At 66.8% G+C, this 16,898-nt stretch carries 25 protein-coding genes and 8 pseudogenes; 7 read left to right on the top strand and 26 right to left on the bottom strand.

What is annotated here, in order from left to right; translation table 11 throughout:
* Position 1: 1 nt before the first annotated feature.
* The 9 genes and pseudogenes from ACHMWU_RS18695 to ACHMWU_RS18655 all read right to left on the bottom strand — a co-directional run bounded on the left by ACHMWU_RS18695 (position 2) and on the right by ACHMWU_RS18655 (position 4,162).
* Entirely contained in the window at positions 2 to 718 is a 717-nt protein-coding gene (locus ACHMWU_RS18695) for a MerR family transcriptional regulator (RefSeq protein ID WP_396045834.1), read from the bottom strand.
* Entirely contained in the window at positions 715 to 1,116 is a 402-nt protein-coding gene (locus ACHMWU_RS18690; RefSeq protein ID WP_396045832.1) for an FHA domain-containing protein, read from the bottom strand. The genes ACHMWU_RS18695 and ACHMWU_RS18690 overlap by 4 nt, the downstream gene beginning before the upstream one ends.
* A gap of 157 nt (positions 1,117 to 1,273) precedes the next feature.
* Positions 1,274 to 1,650 (bottom strand): annotated as a pseudogene (gene gcvH / locus ACHMWU_RS18685) (glycine cleavage system protein GcvH).
* Between the two features lie 39 nt (positions 1,651 to 1,689).
* Positions 1,690 to 2,109 carry a DUF881 domain-containing protein gene (locus ACHMWU_RS18680; protein ID WP_396045830.1) on the bottom strand — a complete coding sequence of 140 codons (420 nt, stop codon included), beginning with the start codon at positions 2,107 to 2,109 and terminating at the stop codon, positions 1,690 to 1,692.
* A complete protein-coding gene (locus ACHMWU_RS18675; RefSeq protein ID WP_396045828.1) occupies positions 2,039 to 2,425 on the bottom strand; it encodes a hypothetical protein in 387 nt (128 codons plus the stop codon). The genes ACHMWU_RS18680 and ACHMWU_RS18675 overlap by 71 nt, the downstream gene beginning before the upstream one ends.
* Positions 2,418 to 2,751 (bottom strand): annotated as a pseudogene (locus tag ACHMWU_RS18670) (small basic family protein). The gene ACHMWU_RS18675 and the pseudogene ACHMWU_RS18670 overlap by 8 nt, the downstream one beginning before the upstream one ends.
* On the bottom strand, positions 2,748 to 3,098 hold the full coding sequence (locus ACHMWU_RS18665; protein ID WP_396045826.1) for a DUF881 domain-containing protein: 351 nt from the start codon (positions 3,096 to 3,098) through the stop codon (positions 2,748 to 2,750). Before ACHMWU_RS18665 ends, ACHMWU_RS18670 begins: the two are co-directional and overlap by 4 nt.
* Positions 3,099 to 3,115: 17 nt before the next feature.
* The gene (locus ACHMWU_RS18660; RefSeq protein ID WP_396045824.1) at positions 3,116 to 3,541 is read right to left on the bottom strand and encodes a hypothetical protein; all 426 of its coding nucleotides are present in this window, start codon (positions 3,539 to 3,541) and stop codon (positions 3,116 to 3,118) included.
* A pseudogene (locus ACHMWU_RS18655) lies at positions 3,534 to 4,162 on the bottom strand (CDP-alcohol phosphatidyltransferase family protein). The gene ACHMWU_RS18660 and the pseudogene ACHMWU_RS18655 overlap by 8 nt, the downstream one beginning before the upstream one ends.
* A gap of 120 nt (positions 4,163 to 4,282) precedes the next feature.
* On the opposite strand from ACHMWU_RS18655, the pseudogene ACHMWU_RS18650 reads away from it, so the two are divergent.
* A pseudogene (locus ACHMWU_RS18650) lies at positions 4,283 to 4,896 on the top strand (superoxide dismutase).
* Here ACHMWU_RS18650 and ACHMWU_RS18645 read toward each other — a convergent pair.
* Together ACHMWU_RS18645 and ACHMWU_RS18640 are read right to left on the bottom strand one after the other, a co-directional pair.
* Positions 4,886 to 5,893 carry a cytochrome c oxidase assembly protein gene (locus ACHMWU_RS18645; RefSeq protein WP_396045822.1) on the bottom strand — a complete coding sequence of 336 codons (1,008 nt, stop codon included), beginning with the start codon at positions 5,891 to 5,893 and terminating at the stop codon, positions 4,886 to 4,888. The pseudogene ACHMWU_RS18650 and the gene ACHMWU_RS18645 overlap by 11 nt on opposite strands.
* A 27-nt stretch (positions 5,894 to 5,920) precedes the next feature.
* Positions 5,921 to 6,454 (bottom strand): copper resistance D family protein, encoded by a 534-nt coding sequence (locus ACHMWU_RS18640; RefSeq protein ID WP_396045820.1) that lies wholly within the window; start codon positions 6,452 to 6,454, stop codon positions 5,921 to 5,923.
* A 101-nt stretch (positions 6,455 to 6,555) separates the two neighbouring features.
* Here ACHMWU_RS18640 and ACHMWU_RS18635 point away from each other — a divergent pair, with 101 nt between their 5' ends.
* Entirely contained in the window at positions 6,556 to 6,792 is a 237-nt protein-coding gene (locus tag ACHMWU_RS18635; RefSeq protein WP_396045818.1) for a hypothetical protein, read from the top strand.
* A 69-nt stretch (positions 6,793 to 6,861) separates the two neighbouring features.
* Here the strand turns inward: ACHMWU_RS18635 and ACHMWU_RS18630 are convergent, their stop codons facing one another.
* The 8 genes and pseudogenes from ACHMWU_RS18630 to ACHMWU_RS18595 all read right to left on the bottom strand — a co-directional run bounded on the left by ACHMWU_RS18630 (position 6,862) and on the right by ACHMWU_RS18595 (position 10,110).
* Positions 6,862 to 7,335, bottom strand: a complete 474-nt coding sequence (locus tag ACHMWU_RS18630) for a copper resistance protein CopC (protein ID WP_396045816.1) — start codon at positions 7,333 to 7,335, stop codon at positions 6,862 to 6,864.
* Positions 7,336 to 7,370: 35 nt separating this feature from the next.
* Positions 7,371 to 7,562 (bottom strand): hypothetical protein, encoded by a 192-nt coding sequence (locus tag ACHMWU_RS18625; RefSeq protein WP_396045814.1) that lies wholly within the window; start codon positions 7,560 to 7,562, stop codon positions 7,371 to 7,373.
* Positions 7,563 to 7,610: 48 nt separating this feature from the next.
* Positions 7,611 to 7,874 (bottom strand): annotated as a pseudogene (locus ACHMWU_RS18620) (DUF1775 domain-containing protein); the annotation flags it as partial.
* Positions 7,831 to 8,067: pseudogene (locus ACHMWU_RS18615) on the bottom strand (DUF1775 domain-containing protein); the annotation flags it as partial. The pseudogenes ACHMWU_RS18615 and ACHMWU_RS18620, both read right to left, overlap by 44 nt.
* A 57-nt stretch (positions 8,068 to 8,124) precedes the next feature.
* A complete protein-coding gene (locus tag ACHMWU_RS18610) occupies positions 8,125 to 8,652 on the bottom strand; it encodes a hypothetical protein (RefSeq protein ID WP_396045812.1) in 528 nt (175 codons plus the stop codon).
* 38 nt (positions 8,653 to 8,690) lie between these two features.
* The gene (locus ACHMWU_RS18605; protein WP_396045810.1) at positions 8,691 to 9,032 is read right to left on the bottom strand and encodes a hypothetical protein; all 342 of its coding nucleotides are present in this window, start codon (positions 9,030 to 9,032) and stop codon (positions 8,691 to 8,693) included.
* A 2-nt stretch (positions 9,033 to 9,034) separates the two neighbouring features.
* Positions 9,035 to 9,460 carry a hypothetical protein gene (locus ACHMWU_RS18600; protein WP_396045808.1) on the bottom strand — a complete coding sequence of 142 codons (426 nt, stop codon included), beginning with the start codon at positions 9,458 to 9,460 and terminating at the stop codon, positions 9,035 to 9,037.
* A 134-nt stretch (positions 9,461 to 9,594) separates the two neighbouring features.
* On the bottom strand, positions 9,595 to 10,110 hold the full coding sequence (locus ACHMWU_RS18595) for a spore coat U domain-containing protein (protein ID WP_396045806.1): 516 nt from the start codon (positions 10,108 to 10,110) through the stop codon (positions 9,595 to 9,597).
* Positions 10,111 to 10,234: 124 nt separating this feature from the next.
* On the opposite strand from ACHMWU_RS18595, the gene ACHMWU_RS18590 reads away from it, so the two are divergent.
* Positions 10,235 to 11,551 carry an ATP-binding cassette domain-containing protein gene (locus tag ACHMWU_RS18590; protein WP_396045804.1) on the top strand — a complete coding sequence of 439 codons (1,317 nt, stop codon included), beginning with the start codon at positions 10,235 to 10,237 and terminating at the stop codon, positions 11,549 to 11,551.
* The gene (locus tag ACHMWU_RS18585) at positions 11,466 to 11,870 is read left to right on the top strand and encodes an ATP-binding cassette domain-containing protein (RefSeq protein ID WP_396045802.1); all 405 of its coding nucleotides are present in this window, start codon (positions 11,466 to 11,468) and stop codon (positions 11,868 to 11,870) included. The genes ACHMWU_RS18590 and ACHMWU_RS18585 overlap by 86 nt, the downstream gene beginning before the upstream one ends.
* Before the next feature lie 174 nt (positions 11,871 to 12,044).
* Here the strand turns inward: ACHMWU_RS18585 and ACHMWU_RS18580 are convergent, their stop codons facing one another.
* The gene (locus ACHMWU_RS18580; RefSeq protein ID WP_396045800.1) at positions 12,045 to 12,401 is read right to left on the bottom strand and encodes a hypothetical protein; all 357 of its coding nucleotides are present in this window, start codon (positions 12,399 to 12,401) and stop codon (positions 12,045 to 12,047) included.
* Positions 12,402 to 12,444: 43 nt separating this feature from the next.
* A complete protein-coding gene (locus ACHMWU_RS18575; protein ID WP_396045798.1) occupies positions 12,445 to 13,284 on the bottom strand; it encodes a spermidine synthase in 840 nt (279 codons plus the stop codon).
* A gap of 37 nt (positions 13,285 to 13,321) precedes the next feature.
* Between ACHMWU_RS18575 and ACHMWU_RS18570 the strand changes: the two genes are divergently transcribed.
* Positions 13,322 to 13,708 (top strand): ATP-binding cassette domain-containing protein, encoded by a 387-nt coding sequence (locus ACHMWU_RS18570; protein ID WP_396045796.1) that lies wholly within the window; start codon positions 13,322 to 13,324, stop codon positions 13,706 to 13,708.
* A pseudogene (locus ACHMWU_RS18565) lies at positions 13,705 to 13,776 on the top strand (hypothetical protein); the annotation flags it as partial. The gene ACHMWU_RS18570 and the pseudogene ACHMWU_RS18565, both read left to right, overlap by 4 nt.
* 331 nt (positions 13,777 to 14,107) lie before the next feature.
* On the opposite strand, the gene ACHMWU_RS18560 reads toward ACHMWU_RS18565, so the two are convergent.
* From ACHMWU_RS18560 to ACHMWU_RS18540, 5 genes and pseudogenes are all read right to left on the bottom strand, one after another.
* Positions 14,108 to 15,154 (bottom strand): Gfo/Idh/MocA family protein, encoded by a 1,047-nt coding sequence (locus tag ACHMWU_RS18560; protein ID WP_396045794.1) that lies wholly within the window; start codon positions 15,152 to 15,154, stop codon positions 14,108 to 14,110.
* A 1-nt stretch (position 15,155) separates the two neighbouring features.
* Positions 15,156 to 15,425: a hypothetical protein gene (locus ACHMWU_RS18555; RefSeq protein WP_396045792.1), complete on the bottom strand. Its 270-nt coding sequence runs from the start codon at positions 15,423 to 15,425 to the stop codon at positions 15,156 to 15,158.
* A 35-nt stretch (positions 15,426 to 15,460) separates the two neighbouring features.
* Positions 15,461 to 15,757: pseudogene (locus ACHMWU_RS18550) on the bottom strand (LLM class flavin-dependent oxidoreductase); the annotation flags it as partial.
* Positions 15,706 to 16,185: an LLM class flavin-dependent oxidoreductase gene (locus ACHMWU_RS18545; protein WP_396045790.1), complete on the bottom strand. Its 480-nt coding sequence runs from the start codon at positions 16,183 to 16,185 to the stop codon at positions 15,706 to 15,708. The pseudogene ACHMWU_RS18550 and the gene ACHMWU_RS18545, both read right to left, overlap by 52 nt.
* A 1-nt stretch (position 16,186) precedes the next feature.
* The gene (locus ACHMWU_RS18540; RefSeq protein ID WP_396045788.1) at positions 16,187 to 16,423 is read right to left on the bottom strand and encodes an RNA-binding S4 domain-containing protein; all 237 of its coding nucleotides are present in this window, start codon (positions 16,421 to 16,423) and stop codon (positions 16,187 to 16,189) included.
* Between the two features lie 28 nt (positions 16,424 to 16,451).
* Here ACHMWU_RS18540 and ACHMWU_RS18535 point away from each other — a divergent pair, with 28 nt between their 5' ends.
* The gene (locus ACHMWU_RS18535) at positions 16,452 to 16,811 is read left to right on the top strand and encodes an RNA-binding S4 domain-containing protein (RefSeq protein ID WP_396046894.1); all 360 of its coding nucleotides are present in this window, start codon (positions 16,452 to 16,454) and stop codon (positions 16,809 to 16,811) included.
* Positions 16,812 to 16,898: the final 87 nt, after the last annotated feature.

The raw sequence follows: 16,898 nt of genomic DNA, 5'->3' as shown, positions 1-16,898 counted from the left end.
CTCAACCGCGCAATCGACTTCTGACCAGGACGGACTGGAAGCGGATCGACAACGCGGCCAGGCCGGCGATCGTCCGATCTGTGGCCTCCTTGTCGAGCTGGCGCGAGCGCGGTGTCACGACCTGCTCGAACAGCGCCACCTCGCGATCAGCGGCGGCGCTGAACATCTTGAGGTGCCGGGGCTCGAGCCCGAGCCGGCAAACTCGCCGACCAACGACGCGATCTGCAACGAGGTGCCGTCGTAGTAGGTCTGCGAGGGGCGGCGAACGATCAGTCCATACTGCTCGATCGCCTCGAGCGTCTCGGACGTGATCCCGGCTGACGCCAGAGGCGTCGCGGGACAGCCGGACGCTGCCCGGTGCGTCGAGGAAGGTCTCGTCGGTCGGCAGCCCATCGTCGGCCAGGCTCAGACGCGGGACGCGCGTCGTGCCCGTCTGCTCGGTGTCGGGCACCTGACCGCGATCCATGTCGTCGAGGACCTGGCGGATGTGGCTCAACGGCCAGAACTTGTCACGCTGCTGGCGAAGGATGAACCGCAGGCGCTCGACATCGGCGAAGGAGAACTTGCGATAGCCCGACGGGGTGCGCTCTGGCTCCAGCAGGCCCTCGGACTCGAGGTAGCGGATCTTGGTGATCGTCAGGTCACCGAACTCCGGCAACAGCTCGTCGAGCACCTTGCCGATACCGAGCCGGGAAAGCGCAGGAAGCGGCTGGGTCACTTCTGCGCTCCAGCGAAGTAGATCAACCGGTACTTGCCGATCTGCACCTCGTCACCTCCGGACAAGGTCACCTCGCCGTCGATCCGGTCGCGATTGACGTAGCTGCCGTTGAGGCTGCCGAGATCGGCGATCGCGTATCCGGCATCGCCGCGGGTGAACGTGGCGTGACGACGCGAGACGCTGATGTCGTCGAGGAAGATGTCGCTGTCGGGATGGCGGCCCACCGTCACGACATCGCTGTCGAGCAGGAAGCGGGCACCCGAGTCGGGACCGCGCTGCACCAGGAGCATCGCGCTGCCCGCAGGAAGGTTCTCGACCGCAGAGACGTCGGAGGAGGAAAGCTCTTCGGTGTCGGCGTCGAGAATCGGTATGTGGGTCGTGTGATCACTGACCTGCATCGACGGAACGGCTCCGGTTTCAGACGATTCAGCGTCGGGCTCGTGCTCCGGCGTAGACATCGGCAGTTCTCCTGTGGGTCGACCTTGAGTGCGGCTTGAGACTTCACCTTCAACCTATCACCCGGTGCGTGGCACCAGGTGCGAGATCAACAGCTGATCAGTCGGCGACGAGCGCCGCATATGCCTCGGCCTCGAGCAGCGCCGAAGCCGGGTCTTCGTCGGTGGGTCGCAGCTTGATCAGCCACCCCTCACCGTAGGGATCGGAGTTGATGACCTCGGCTCCCCCATCGAGGGCGTCGTTGCGGGCCACGACCTCACCGCTCAGCGGCGAGTAGATGTCGCTGACCGACTTGGTCGACTGAGCTCTCCGATGACCGAACCTGCCGTCACGACGTCGCCCACGGCCGGCAGCTCGACGTAGACGATGTCGCCGAGCTGGTCCTGCGCGAAGTCGGTGATGCCGACCGTCGCGATCTCCTCGTCGAGGCGCACCCATTCGTGCTCTTCGCTGTAGTAGAGGTCCTCAGGAATCACCGTATTGCTCCTTGCACGTTCGTGATGTGGGTCGAGAGTTCAGGATGTGGGTCGAGCGTACTCGGGGCTCTTCTGGTCAGCCAGGGCCGTGATCGTGACCTTGTCCAGCTTGGTCACGGTGGCGGAGGCACCGCGATTCTCGACGCTGTCGACGAGACCGCCGGGGAAGCGTACCGCCTGGGCCAGGTCGTCGGCATCCCCGATCGCCTCGATGCGATACGGACGTTTGATCTCTCGTCCTCCGACGCGGATGTTGTCCTCGGTGTCGAGGAAGTAGGTCTGCGCGACGACGCGTGCCACCCCGTTGATCGCGATGACCTCGGCGCCAGCATCACGCAGCTCTTCGACGGCGTCGAGCAGTGCCGAAGCATCCATCTGCTTGTCAGGATCAGAGATCGTGACCTCGATGCCCGGACCGGTCGCGCCGACGCTGCCGGCCAGGATCGCGAGCCTCGGCACGGGTCTTGGCCTGCTCCTGCGCCTGCTTGGAACGCTTGGTGCTGCTCAACAGGTCGTCACGGGTCGTTCGCAAGTCGTCGATCTGCGTCGTGAGACGTTCATTGGCCGAGTCGAGCGACTTGAGCAGCTCGACGAGATTCTCGCCGCGTACCCCGGAGTAGTCGTCCGAGCCGTCGTCGCGCACCTGGACCATGATCGCGAAGGCAAGTCCGCCGATCAGGGCGGCGACGGCCAGCTGCGAGACGCTGACCTTGAACAGGCCGGAGCCGCTGAAGAGGCGGCGGCGCGTGCGGTTCTTCTCGGGCGTCTCAGGCATGGAAGATCCGTCGGCGGATCACTGCTGCGTTGGCGAAGATCCGGATGCCCAGGACGACGACCACGCCGGTCGACAGCTGCGAACCGACACCGAGCTGGTCGCCGAGGTAGACCATGAACGCCGCGATCACGACGTTGGAGATGAACGACACGACAAAGACCCCGGTCGTCGAAACGTCGCTCCCCCAATGCCCGCAGGGCACCGATCACGGCGTCGAGGGCTGCGACGATCGCGATCGGCAGGTACGGCTGCAGACCGGCTGGCACGGTCGGCTCGAACACGAGCCCGGCGACGACGCCGACGACCAGCCCGAGGATCGCGATCATTGATTCTCCTTGATGGCTTTGGCGTGACGGATCGTGAGCCGATCGTTCGGGACGGATCCGAGAGTCAGCTTGGACGATCGTGCCACGTCGAGGCCCACTCCCGCATTGTCACGCCGCGAAGCCCAGTACAGACCGGACGGATTCTCCTCGAACCGATCGCCGAGAGTCTCCTTGTCGCCGATCGCCTCGACGACGTACGGCGGCACTATCCCGCGATAGTTGACCTTGATGACGCCGGCGGCGGTGCGGATCGCCGACAGCGAGCCGATCCGGTTGCCGTTGATCGCCACGGCCTCGGCACCGGCGTACCAGAGCCCGTTGACCAGGACCCCGCAAGTCTTCGTCACGGATCTGACCATCGGCGTCAGGCGAGAAGTTGGGGGTGACCGTCACGGTGATACCGGGACCGGATGCCGGCAGGTCGGAGGCGACGAGGCGCAGCCTTCGTACGCCGGATCGAACCGGTTGACCGCGGACGACAGGTCCGCAACCTGCTTGCGCAGGTCTTCGGCGACCTTCTCCCGGCTGACCAGCAGCTTTTTCGAGCAGCCACGTCGGAGATCAGCGTCTCCCGTTCGCGCTCAGAAGCGGGCCGGTCCGACCGGGTCTGGATGGCCGCGATCGACACCAGCAGCGCAAAGACTCCGAGCGCCAGACCCGTCAGGACCGTGTTGAACTCGCGGGTGTGCTGGGGGCCGGAGCGGACGACGTAGTAGTCGTCGTCCAGCGCCGTGTCGGCGATCTGCTCGAGCAGACCCTCGGCACGGCTCGTGGAGTCTGACTCACTCATGGTAAGCCCGCACGACACGTTCGGTCGTGGTCAGCAACCGTCGTACCTGGAAGGCGTACAAGATGCCGCCCCACCCAGTACAGCGCCACTCCCCAGACCGTGAAGGCCCAGCCGAAGACATTGGCCAGGTCGGCGATCGTGCCGGTCGAGTCGCCTAGCAGCAGCAACGGGAAGGCGTACAGGAGGCTCGCGGTCGCGGCCTTGCCCAAGAAGTGCACCGGCAGCGAGCTGCCCGCGCGTGCGAAGGAACGGCACGAGGCTGAACAAGAAGACGTCGCGCAGGGGCAGGATGACTGCGAGCCACCACGGGATGATGTCGCGGAATCCGAGCCCGATCACGACGGCCAGGATGTACACCCGATCGGCCACCGGGTCGAGGATCGCGCCGATCTTGGACGACTGGTTGAACTTGCGCGCGAGCTTGCCGTCCAGGTAGTCCGTGACACCGGAGATCATCAGCACCAGCAACGCCAGGCCGTCACGCTCGGGGCCCAGCACGAGCCACAGGAACACCGGCACGAGCAGCAGGCGGACGAAGCTGAGCAGGTTGGGGACGGTGAGGATACGGTCGTTCACCTCGATCCGCCTCCTCGGCTCTTCTGGTCCCGGGAATGTCCACACACAGACTAGGACATGCGTACCGAACGTTGCGTGTTGGATGACGACTGACAGACTGGGTACTGCAAGAACACAACAGAACATTCAGGGCATGACCTGCCCGCATCCCGAGGAGGATCAGACGTGGCTCTCTACACGCTTCCGGATCTGCCGTACGACTACGGCGCACTGGACCCGCACATTTCCGGCAAGATCATGGAACTTCACCACTCGAAGCACCACGCTGCCTATGTCGCCGGCATCAACCAGGCGCTCGAGCGGCTGGAAGAGGCGCGCGACGAGCAGGCCTTCGGCAACATCAACCTGCTGGAGAAGAACCTCGCGTTCCACCTCGGTGGTCACATCAACCACTCGATCTTCTGGAAGAACCTGTCCCCGAAGGTGGCGACAAGCCGACCGGTCAGCGCTGCCGCGATCGACCAGGACTTCGGCTCGTTCGACGGTTTCCGTGCGCAGTTCGAGGCCACCGCGCTCGGTCTGCAGGGCTCCGGCTGGGCGATCCTCGCGTGGGACTCGCTGGGCAGAGAAGCCGTCATCGTGCAGCTTTCGACCAGCAGAACAACATTCCGGCGACGCTGATCCCCATCACGCAGCTCGACATGTGGGAGCACGCGTTCTACCTCGACTACCTCAACGTCAAGGGCGACTACGTCAAGGCGTGGTGGAACATCGCCAACTGGGCCGACGCCCAGGAGCGCTTCACCGCAGCAACCTCCGGCGGCCAGATCATCTTCTGATCTGTTCCACCGGCGACGGCGGGATCCCGACCTCTACTGGTTGGGGTCCCGCCGTTTGCCATGCTCGGCCAGGTCGCGCAGCTGGGCGTTGTACGCCTCCAGCGCCGCATCGTCGTTGCGGTCCTCGGCACGGTCGGAATCGCTTCGCCTCACGCGAGTCGGAGCGGAACCACTGGAACAAGATCGCGATCATGACCAGGACCAGTGGGATCTCGCCCATCGCCCACGCCATACCGCCGCCGAGGTACTGATCGGTCAGCAGGTCCGTGCGATACGGCCGGTCGATCGCCTTCCAGTAGTCCAGTGCGAACACGGTGTTGGACGACATGATGGCGGTCGCGAAGAACGCATGGAACGGCACCGTGACGAGCAGCATCCCGAACCTGGCAATCGGCGCCAAGGCCCTGGGTGAAGGGTCGATCCCGATCAGCACGTAGTAGAACAACGTGCCCACCGCCAAGAAGTGGATCTCCATGATCGCGTGACCCCAGTGATCGCTCATGAGGGTCTCGAACAGGCCCGTGAAGTACAGGCCGTAGAGGCTGCCCACGAACAGCACCGGCCCGACCAACGGGTGGGTCATGACCTTGGAGAAGCGGGAGTTCAGGAATCCGAGCAGCAGCGCCCGCGGTGACACCTCACCGGGTTGGCGGGGCCCTGGCAAGGTGCGCAGGGCCAGGGTCATCGGGGCGCCGAGCACCAAGAAGATCGGCGCGACCATCGACAGCAGCATGTGCGAGGCCATGTGCGCGCTGAACAGGACATGGGAGTACTCCCCCAGCCCCCCGAACGTCGCCCAGGCCACCGCCAGCATGCCGAACAGCCACGAGATCGTCCGACCGACCGGCCACGCATCGCCCCGGCGGTGCATCGCCCACACACCGCGCAGGTACAGAGCAGTGCCGAGACCAACGATCGCGAGACCGACACCGTTGCCGGACCAGCCCCACAACAAGCGCAAGACGGTCGGGGCGGCCGGCATCGGTCCGCCGAGCAAGCCTCGACCGGAGTCTTCAGGACGTTCTCACCGACCGGCGTCGGCGTGCGCGAGGGGCGACAGCCAGGCCGACAGCAGCGGCCATGATGAACAAGCTCGCTGACAGCCAGGCGCAGGAATCCCGCCGCCCGCAGCGATGATCCGACGTCGCTGGAGATAGCCGAGAGCCCCGAGGGCGACGAGTGCGACGACCTTGCCGATCACCAGCTGTCCGTACGACGAGCCGAAGACGTCGTCGAAGGACTGCAGCCGCGTCATCGCGTTCACGACTCCCGACACGGCGACGATGACGAATGCCCACAGAGCGACGGCCGAGTAGCGGACGACCGCGGCCTCGAGCCGCTTGCTGCCCTGCATCGCGACCCAGCCGAGGGCCGCCAGGCCACCGACCCAGACCGTCGCACCGACGATGTGCAGGTACAGGCTCGTCGTGGCGAGACTGTGGGATCCGGACGAGGCCGCGTGCCCGGTCAGGGCGATCGGGCCGAGCGAGGCGATCGTCAGCCCGAGGGCGACCGCGACCGACCGCACGCTGAGCGTGAACCGGGTGAGCACGGCCACCACGAACGCGCCGAGCGCCTGGAGGCAGATCGCTCGGCCGGTCGACGTCCGAAGTAGCCGGAGACCTCGGCCGGCTGAAACCCGGGAACAGCTCGGCTGTCGTGACGAAGAAGTACCCGACGCTGATGACGCCCCACGCCAGCGCCCAGCGGGACGCCAGCATCACCGCTCGCGTCGAGAGTCCACGCATGCCCTCGGCGTCCGACGGCAGCAGGAACGCCGCCGCAAGCAGGAACCCCACCGTCAGGACAGCGGCGATGTCGCTGGCCAGCTTCGTGAACCGCACGGCCCAGCCGATGAGCTCACTCGGCTCGTCGAGACCAGGCGTCGGCGGCTGAGGTGCGCCGCCGCCGAGCACCAGGAACACGTACAGCGACAACCCCGCGACGAGGATCGCCACAAAGGTGTCACGCGTTGTCTGAGTCATGTCGCTTCCTCAACGGTGCAAGCAGCAGGCCGATCGCGACGGCTGCCGCGAGGATGCCCCAGAACAGGTGACTGCGGTGGCGGTGCAGGAAGTCCTGCTGCTTGGGCGCCTTGACCTGCTCGACGGCCGAGCCAGTCGTCACCTCGTAGGTCAACGTCGTCGACACCGGGTGCCCGTCGGCCGAGACCACCCGGAACGCCAGCGCATAGGTGCCGCGCTGCCCGACGTCGGCGACGTCAGCAGTGATCTGGTTGTTGACGGCCTTGATGTTGGTGACCTTGACGGGCTTGCCGTCGGGCGCAGTGACCGCGACCTGGGGACGAGCACCGATGTTCTCGTTGAAGTCGAGCGTGATGCTGCTGGGGGCGACGTCCAACGACGCGCCGTCGGCCGGGTCCGACCCGGTCAGCGATGTGTGAGCGCTGACCGGGCCGGCCCCGAGGACGAGCAGCACGGTTCCGACGAGGAGACCGCGAAGGATGGGGCACGTTATGCACGACGTCGATTCTGTCGCAATGCCACAACCAGGGCTGCGAGGGCCACGACGAGCGCTCCGCCACCCAGCCACGCGCCGAGGGACTGACCGTCGGAGTCCTCGGTGTAGGACGTCGCGCCAACCGTCTCGGTGTCGTCGCCGGCACCATGGTGGTCGCCGGTCGAGGCCTCAGCCAAGGTGAGCACGGGGGCCGGCTTCTCAGGCTCCTCAGATCCCTCGGCGATCTGGCTCCAGTCGGCAACCTCGCCGTCGGCGTAGGTCTGCTCGACGCTGAACGCGATCGAGTCGGCCTTCGGGAACGGGCCGCCGGACAGAGCGAACTCGTCGAACTCGCCGACACCGATTCCGTCGCCCTCGGCAGTCCAGGTGATGGTGCGGACGGCCTCGGTGAGGGTGTAGTCGCCGACCGTGGTCTCCTTGTCGAAGCTTCTGCTTGTCGAGCTTGGCCTTCCAGCCGGGCTTGGCCCCGACTGTGACGAAGGCGAACGGCGTCTCAGCCGGCAGGGTCACCACGATCTTGGTGGTGGCGGCCGTGTCGGACTCGTTCGGTACACGGAAGACGGCTTTGCCGAATCCGCCTTGCGCCGCGTCGGTGGACGAGACGGTGACGTGGGCTGTTGCCGGAGCGGCGACTGCCACGAGAGCGAGGCCGATGAGCGCAGCGCTGAGCCGCGAGATGGTGCGTGTCATGAAAATTCCCTGGTTCGAGATGAAGTCTTGCTTCGAGATGGAGTGCTGAAGGGGTCATCACGACCCCATCGGCGGACCTCTCAACCAGCGCGAATGTGCGAGCAGGACGTCGTGCCGCAGCAGCGGGACCACGACGGGCGCCAGCGGACGAAGCGAAGGAACAGGGCTCGTGACGTCGAAGATCGGTGCGGCCCGCAGGCCGAGTCGTTCGGCGAGGTGCCAGGCGAACTGTTCACCGCGTGCCAGCGCCAGCGCACTGAAGGCAGTCGCCGCAGCATGGCCGAGCAGCATCGATGCATCCATCGTCATGGCGACGTCGGACGCACCCAGGTGGACTGCGACCTGGCACAGCAGCAGCAACCCGACGATCTGCCCGCCGGTGACGCGACGAGACGACAGGGACCAGGCGATGGAGGCGCCACCGAGGAAGACGGCCAGGACAGCGATTCCGGACAGCTCACCACCGGCGGTGTGGTGCCCGAACGCCGCGGCAGCGACACAGGCCAATGCGGCCGCGAGTGAACGCACCAGGCGCATGGGTCGGCCAGCCGGGCTGAGCGCTCCAACCTGGTCGTGGGGGTTCACGGGGCCAACGATATCGGCGCGGTCGGACGAGCTGGACATCAGGCGCTCGCGTGGGCTCCCGGAGGGGTCCGCAGGCGTCGAATCGTGAGCGCTGCGACTCCGATCACCACAGCAGCTCCGAGCAGCCACCACCACGGCAGCACCAGGACCCGACCCGACACCGTCGTGACTCCCGAGCCGTCCGGTGCACTGATCCGTACCTCGCACCAGCAGGCCACCGGTGTGCGTGTCTGCCCGGTGAGGGTCACGGTCTCGCCCGGGCGGACCACGTCCCCAGACACCGGAAACTGGTTGGTGCCGGAGGCAGTTCCGAGGATCGTGCCCTTCTGGGCGCCGGGCACCGTGATCACAGTGCCTGAGTTCTTGAGATCGGCCGACACCGTCAGGTCTCGCCCCGAGAACCACGGAAGGTCGAAATTGGACAAGCCCGCCTTGCGAACGACCGGCCGGTCCCCTCGACGTACACCGAGGTCGAGATCGCGGTTTTGAAGTTGACGTTGCCCGAGGTGTCGACCGTGTTGTCGGTGATCTTCACGGTGATCCGGCGCTCGCTGGCTCCGCGATCGGCTGGCGGTTGGATGCGGACCGGGACCTTTCCACGCTTTCCACCTGGGACCGTGAACGCCGTCGACTCGACCGTGACCCAGCGTGCTGCACTCTGTGGACCATCCGGCAAGGGTGTGCCCTTCGAGCTGGCTTCACCTACCTCGAGCGTGTACTTGCGCGGGGACGAGCCGTTGTTGCCGACGGAGTACTCGAGCGTCACGTCGTCCTGGTCAGCGGTGATGACGGACCGAACCGGCGCCACCGAGAGTGTCGCGGAGTCACCGCTGACAGGCGGGCTCTGCGTCAGGACCGGCTTCGGCGCCTCGGTACTGGTCAGCGCCAGGTAGCCGACACCGACGAGGATCGCCAGGACGACGACGAGGAAGCTGCCGCACCTCAGAAGTAGACCGTGACGGTCAAGTTCGACTTGTAGGTGTCGGGCTGAGGTGTCGCCTGCGCGGGGATGTTCCCGTAGACGGTCAGTGCCTGGGCGCTGCCCGTTCCGGTGCCTGCCTTGGTGTCAGTGCCCTGGGTGTTGCCCCAGTTGACCGCACCTGCGGTCTGATAGAGGTTGAACGCGACGGTGGACGTGTTGCCACCCGTGCCAGACATGTAGCGGGACGCCGTGGTGCTTCCCACACCTGAGCCCGCGTTGATGCCGACGTTGTACGGCGTCGTGTTCGTCGCGGTGACCGAGATCGTCGTGTTGACGTTGATCGCCGTGTTCAGGACGCCCTGGCTCTGGCCGAAGTCGAGCGAGTTCGCCGAGACCGTCGCATCAGAGAGGATCTTCAAGGTGGCGTCGAAGGTCGACGTCTTGGTGCCGTTGCTGTAGACCGCGGCGCCGGCCAGGCTGGTGCTGCAGGCGAGCGCCGTGACGGTGCTGACCAGGATGGTGGCGGTGCGACGCATGCGGATTCCGATCTCCAGGGGTGGACGTCCTCGAGCGACCGGCCCCCCGTGCCGCACGGAGAAACTATCAGTGCGGAGGGTCGCGGCGTCCAGTGCGTCGTCCGAGTCCTCATAGGATCATGCGGTGAACGCAACTGTGGTGGCCAAGGATCTTGCTGGTGGACACGATCATCGGACCCTGTTCTCCGACCTGTCGCTGACAGTCGCTCCCGGCGACGTCGTGGGCGTCGTGGGGGCCAACGGCGGCGGCAAGAGCACGCTCCTGCGTCTGTTGGCGGGCGTTGACGAGCCGCTCGGCGGGTCGGTGGCCCTTGCCCCCGTCGACGCCTTCGTGGGCTGGCTGCCCCAGGAGCACGAGCGGGTCGACGGCGAGACCGTGGCCGGCTACATCGCCAGACGAACCGGTGCCGCGTCCGCCACCGAAGCCATGGAGTCAACAGCTGCAGCACTGGGATCGGGGACGGCCGAGGCCGATGCTGCCTACGCCGCAGCGTTCGACCGGTGGATGGCCAGCGGCGCGGCCGATCTCGACGACCGGATCCCGGCGATGCTGGCCGAGATCGGACTCGGCTCTGGTCCCGATGCACTCATGACGAGCCTGTCGGGCGGGCAGGCCGCCCGCGCAGCCTTGGCGGCGCTGCTGCTGAGCCGGTTCGACGTCGTGCTGCTCGACGAGCCGACCAACGACCTCGACCTGCCCGGACTCGAGCGCCTGGAGTCATTCGTGACGGGTCTGCGCGCCGGTGTCGTCGTGGTCTCGCACGACCGTGAGTTCCTGGCCAGGTGCACCAACCGCATCGTCGAGCTCGACCTCGCGCAAGACAGCGTCGCGGTCTACGACGGCGGCTACGAGGCCTACCTGCACGAGCGGGAGGTGGCCCGGCGTCACGCCCGTGAGGCGTACGAGCAGTTCTCCGACACCAAGGCCGACCTGGTCTCGCGGGCCCGCACCCAGCGCGAGTGGAGCTCGCAGGGTGTCCGCAACGCCATGAAGAAGTCGCCCGACAACGACAAGATCCGTCGACGGGCACAGAGCGAGTCGTCGGAGAAGCAGGCTCAGAAGGTGCGCCAGATGGAGTCGCGCATCGCCCGCCTCGACGAGGTCGTGGAGCCACGCAAGGAGTGGGTCCTGCAGTTCGACATCGCGCCGGCGCCGCGGTCGAGCGCCGTCGTGGCGACACTCAACCAGGCTGTCGCCCGGCTCGGCGACTTCACGCTCGGACCTGTGTCGCTGCACGTCGAGGCCGGCCAGCGCATCGGGATCACCGGGCCGAACGGTGCGGGTAAGACGACGTTGCTGCGTCTGTTGCTGGGTGAGCAAGCCGGCCGCCGGAACCTCGGCGCTGGGCGCCACGGTGTCGATCGGGCGGATCGACCAGGCGCGCACGGTCCTGCCGTTCGGGCTCGACCTCGGCGAGGCGTTCACCCAGGTCGTACCTGAGCTGAGTCCGGCCGACGCCCGAACCCTGATGGCGAAGTTCGGCCTCAAGGCCGATCACGTGTCGACACTCGTGGAGCACCTGTCACCCGGTGAACGAACACGCGCTGCCCTGGCCGTGCTGCAGGCCAGGGGCGTCAACCTCTTGGTGCTGGACGAGCCCACCAACCACCTCGACGTCGCGGCGATCGAGCAGCTGGAGCAGGCCCTCGAGGCCTACACCGGTGCGCTGCTGCTGGTGTCGCACGACCGCAAGCTGTTGGCGAACGTCCGACTCGACGCTCGCTGGGACGTTGTGGCTGGCCAGGTCACGGTACGCTGACGCCCCTGCCTCGACGCCCCCGACGCGGTGGATTGTCAACCGCATTCGGCCACGACGACCCCGGCGCGGTGGTTTATCAACCGCATTCGGCCATATGGCGTTGATAAACCACCACGTCCCTGGAATGAGGTTGCGGATCCACCGTCTCGGGGCGGGAGCGTTCGCGGCAAGGGCTCAGGCGTGGGCGGAGGACCAGAACACCGCGACCGCGATATTGATGACGGTCAGTCCGAGGATCGTGCCGAACAGCGCGTTGCTGATCTGCTCCTTGCGGGTGTTGGCCATGACGAGACCCAGCACGACGAGTGCAATGACGAGCTTGACCGCGATCTTGGCGTGGTTCAGATCGGCGTCATCGGCCTCGAGCACGCCGACCGCGGCGAGACCAGCCACGAAAGCCGTGCCGGAGCCATCGCGCATCGCCGCATTGACCTTCTTGACCGGCGCTGACGCCTGCGCCACGAGGCCGCCGAAAAGGGCTGCCATGCCGAGAAGATGAATGAACAGGATGACCAGACGCAGAGTTTCCACGCGCCAAGGATAGACGGGTGCAGGGTTCACCCACCCGCCGGATTCAGCTGAAGAACGCAGCCCCGCCAGGTGGCGCCGGCGAGCGTGAGCTGTCAGCGTCGGTGAAGGGCGTCTTGGCAGCAAAGGTCGTCACGACGTCGCGGTACGGCAGCACCCGGTACGGGAACGGCGAGCTCGCGGCGCGACGCGCCAGGGCCTCCCAAGGCAACGGCACCTGGGACGCTGCGACCAGCACGTTGCCGAATCGACGGCCCTTCAGCGTTGCCGGCTCAGCACTGATCAGCACGTGCGCGAACGCATCGCACACCCCCTTCACGGCACGCCGGACGTACGGGAACGGCGCCTTGTCGGCGAGGTTCAGCAGCACGATGCCACCCGGTGCCGCCACCCTGGCCAGATCGACGAGGAACTCTGCAGTTGTCAGCTCGGCTGGGATCTGGGCACCGTCGAAGGCATCGAGCACGATGATGTCGGCGAGGTCTTCGCGCATCGCGGCGATCCCGCTGCGTCCGTCGACAGGACGCACCTTGATCGCGCTGCCACGCGGAACAGGCAGCTGTTCACGCACCAGAGCAGTGACCTGCTCGTCGGGCTCGAGCACTGTCTGCGACGATCGTGGTCGCGTGACCGCGACGTAGCGCGGGATCGTCAACGCCGCTCCCCCGATGTGCACGATCCTGACAGGGGTTCCCGGTTCGCCGTACGCGTCGATGACGTCAGCCATCCGCTGCATGTAGTCGAACTCGAGCCGCCGCGGGTCGTCGAGGTCGACATGGGACTGGTCGGTGCCATCGATCCGCAGCGTGAACGCCGACGGCCGGTCACGATCGGGCTCGATCTCGATGTGTCGCAGGGCTTCATCCGCACGCGACTCATGGCTCACCCGGCCACTGTAGGCCGCGCGTGGCTAGGCTGTGACGGTGACTCACGAGAAGGTGCTCGACGTCCAGGGAGTCGACTTCGTCCGCGAGGGCAAGCTTCTGCTCGACCACATCGACCTCGCGGTCAGCCGCGGCGAGCACTGGGCCCTGATCGGTCCCAACGGCGCAGGCAAGACGACACTGCTCAACCTGTGCGGCGCGGTCAACCACCCGACCCGTGGCACGGTGCACGTGCTGGGACGCCAGCTGGGTCGGGTCGACATGCGCGAGCTGCGCCGTGACATCGGCTTCGTCAACCCCCGCCATCCACTGCGGTCCAACCTCACGGTCGAGCAGATCGTGCTGACGGGTGCGACCGGCACCAACGGCTGGTCCCGCGCTGGCAGCCCACCGATGACGAACGCGACCGAGCCCACCTGCTCATGAAGATGCTCGGTGTCGACGTCCCGACCTCGCCTCGCTGGCTGACGATGTCGCAAGGTGAGCGGGGACGCACATTGATCGCCCGCGCGCTGATGCACGACCCGCCGCTGCTCCTGCTCGACGAGCCGTCGACCGGTCTCGACGTGGCGGCCCGCGAACAGCTGCTCACGACCCTGGACGATCTTCGATCCGTGCTGAGCGACACCTCGACCGTCATGGTCACCCACCACTTCGAGGAGGCTTCCGCGCACCACGACCCATGCGGCGCTGCTGCGTGGTGGCCGCATCGTCGCATCGGGGCCGGTCGAGGGCGTGCTCACGACCGAGCTGGTCACCGAGTGCTTCGACCACCCCATCCGGGTCGAACGCCGCAACGACCGCTGGACCGCGACAGCAGGCTGACTACTCGACGAGCCCGGCCTCGGCGAAAGAGATGCCGATCTGCCGCCGGATCTCGTCCATGGCTTCCATCGAGACGATTGATGCGGCCAGAGGCCTGATCGGGGTCTGTGCCAGTCCCGCGTCGATGCAGCGTGCTGCCTCGGCGGCCTGGAAGTGCAGTCCGTCGACGTGGCCTGCGTGCGGCTCGTCGTAGCGCAGCGTGCTGCTGCGGTCGGCCGACCACACGGTGATGGGACCGGGCGAGTTGTGCATCGCCTCGACCCTCGCCCCGCCCTCACTGCCGACGATGACGATCTCGTTGCGGGTCCAGCCATGGATCGTGGTCGCGATGACCGACATCGCCCCGCCGGGGTGCAGCATCGTGGCAGCGAGCTGGCCGTTGACCCCGCGCGGGTCGGCGACGCCGGCGGCAGCCACCGACTGGGCCGCACCGAGCAGCGAGGTGACGTAGGCGACCGGGTACGTGCCGAGATCGAGCAACGGGCCACCCGCGAGCGATGCGTCGAAGATCCGGTGGTCGTCGGCGAAGAACTCGCCGTAGTCGGTGTGCACCGATCGCAGCTCACCGATCACGCCGTCCTCGACGACCTGCCGCAGCAGGTCCCACTTGGGCAGGAACAGGGTCCACAGCGCTTCTGCGCAGAACAGGCCGGTCTCGTCGGCCTTGGCCGCGATCTGGCGGGCCTGCTGTGTGTTCAGGGCGATGGGCTTCTCGATCAGCACGTGCTTGCCGGCGTCCATCGCGAGCAAGGCATGCTCGCAGTGCGACGGGTGCGGAGTGGCGATGTAGACGATGTCGACCTCGTCGAGCGCGACCAGCTCGTCGTACGAGCCCACGGCCCGGTCGATGCCATGCGTGGTCGCGAATGTCTGTGCCCGGTCGAGTGCCCGCGAGCCCACCGCGACGACCTGCTGATGGGTGTGCGCGTGCAACGACCGGACGAACTGGTCGGCGATCCACCCCGGGCCCAGGATCGCCCAGCGCAACGGTGGGGCCTGCATCGGATCGGGGGTGCGGGGGTCGGGCAGAACCGTCGGGAACGTCATGTCAAGCCTCCAAGGCTGCGTGGACGAGAGGTGCGACCTGAGTTCCGTACAGCTCGATGCTGCGCATCATGTGACCGTGCGGCAGGGTGCCGTTGCTGAACTTCAGGTCGAATCGGTCGAGGCCCAGGATGCGCGTGTTGCGGACGATCTTGTCGGCAACGGTCTGCGGTGACCCGACGTAGAGCGCGCCCTCGGGCCCGGCGGCCGTGTCGAACTCCTCTCGTGTCGGCGGCGGCCAGCCACGTTCTCGGCCGATGCGTTCACGCTGCACCGCGAAGTGCGGCCACAGCCTTCGCGGGCCTGCTCGTCGGACTCTGCGACGTGCCCTGGCGAGTGCACTCCGACCGGGAGCGGCGGCTGCCCCAGCTGCTGGAGCGCCTGACGGAACAGATCGGCGTACGGCGCGAACTGGGCCGGCGGCCCGCCGATGATGGCGAGCATGAGGCCAGCGCCGTGGCGTGCGGCTCGGATGACTGATTCTGGGCTGCCGCCGACACCGATCCAGGTGCGGACCGAACCAGATGCGGTCTTGGGGAAGACATGTTGATCAGTCAGCGGCGGACGGAGCGCACCGCTCCAGGTGACCGGCCCTTCGCTGCGCAGCGCCGTGAACAGCTGGAGCTTCTCGGTGAACAGCTTTCGTACTGGGCCAGGTCGAGCCCGAACAGCGGAAACGACTCCGTGAACGATCCACGCCCGAGAATTACCTCGGCCCGACCTTCGGAGATCGCGTCGAGCGTCGCGAAGCGCTCGTACACCCGGATGGGGTCGTCCGAGCTCAGCACCGTCACCGCGGTGCCGAGGCGGATCTGTCGGGTGTGGGCGGCGATCGCCGCGAGGACGACCTCTGGCGCCGTGACGGCGAAGTCTTCGCGATGGTGCTCACCGACGCCGAAGAACGTCAGCCCGAGCTCGTCTGCCAGCACCGCCTGCTCGATGACGTTGCGGATCACCTCGTCGTACGGCAGCAACGAACCGTCGGCTCGTGCCGTGACGTCGCCGAATGTGTCGAGTCCGAGCTCGAGCGCCATGTCAGCCGACCTTCGCGCTCAGGACCCGGTCGGGCGTCCGCACCTCGATCAGCATGCCCTTCGCGAGCTGCCGTCCACGGCGGGTCTCGGTGACGCCGTCGACCGACACGTCGCCGTCGACGATCATGGCTCCGGCCTGCGCACCCGAGTCGGCGAAGTTCGCGAACTTGAGGAACTGGCCGAGCCGGATCATGTCGCCGCTGATCTCGATGGTCTCGGGGGTCGAAGAAGCACTCATGCACCAAGTCTAGAGTCGTGTCATGCAGATGACCGCTCGCGCCGACGTGTGGATCTCCTCGGTCCGGCTCTACAAGACGCGGTCGATTGCGTCGCACGAGTGCAAGGCCGGCCATGTCCGCATCAACGGGGCGAAGGCGAAACCCTCCCAACCGGTCAAGGTGGGCGACCGGGTCGAGGCACTCACCGAGGGCGGACTGCGCATCGTGATCGTCACCAAGATCATCGTCAAGCGGGTCGGTGCTGCCGTGGCCGTCGAGTGCTACGACGATCTGACGCCCCCGCCTCCGCCGAAGGAGGAAGTCGCAATCATGCCGCGGCGTGACCGCGGAGCAGGGCGACCGACCAAGCAGGAGCGCCGGGCGATCGATCGCTTGCGGGGACGTTAGGGCAGGTACGTCGCCAAGAACGCGTTGATGTCGGTGAGCTCATCGGCCGAGATCGCATGCACGAGACCCGGATAGCTTTGTCGGTGA

Origin of the sequence: Aeromicrobium sp. UC242_57 (assembly GCF_044452305.1) — a bacterium.
Lineage (GTDB): Bacteria > Actinomycetota > Actinomycetes > Propionibacteriales > Nocardioidaceae > Aeromicrobium.
The sequence above is the reverse complement of the archived record's forward strand: the minus strand, read 5'-3'. Positions and strand labels throughout refer to the sequence as shown.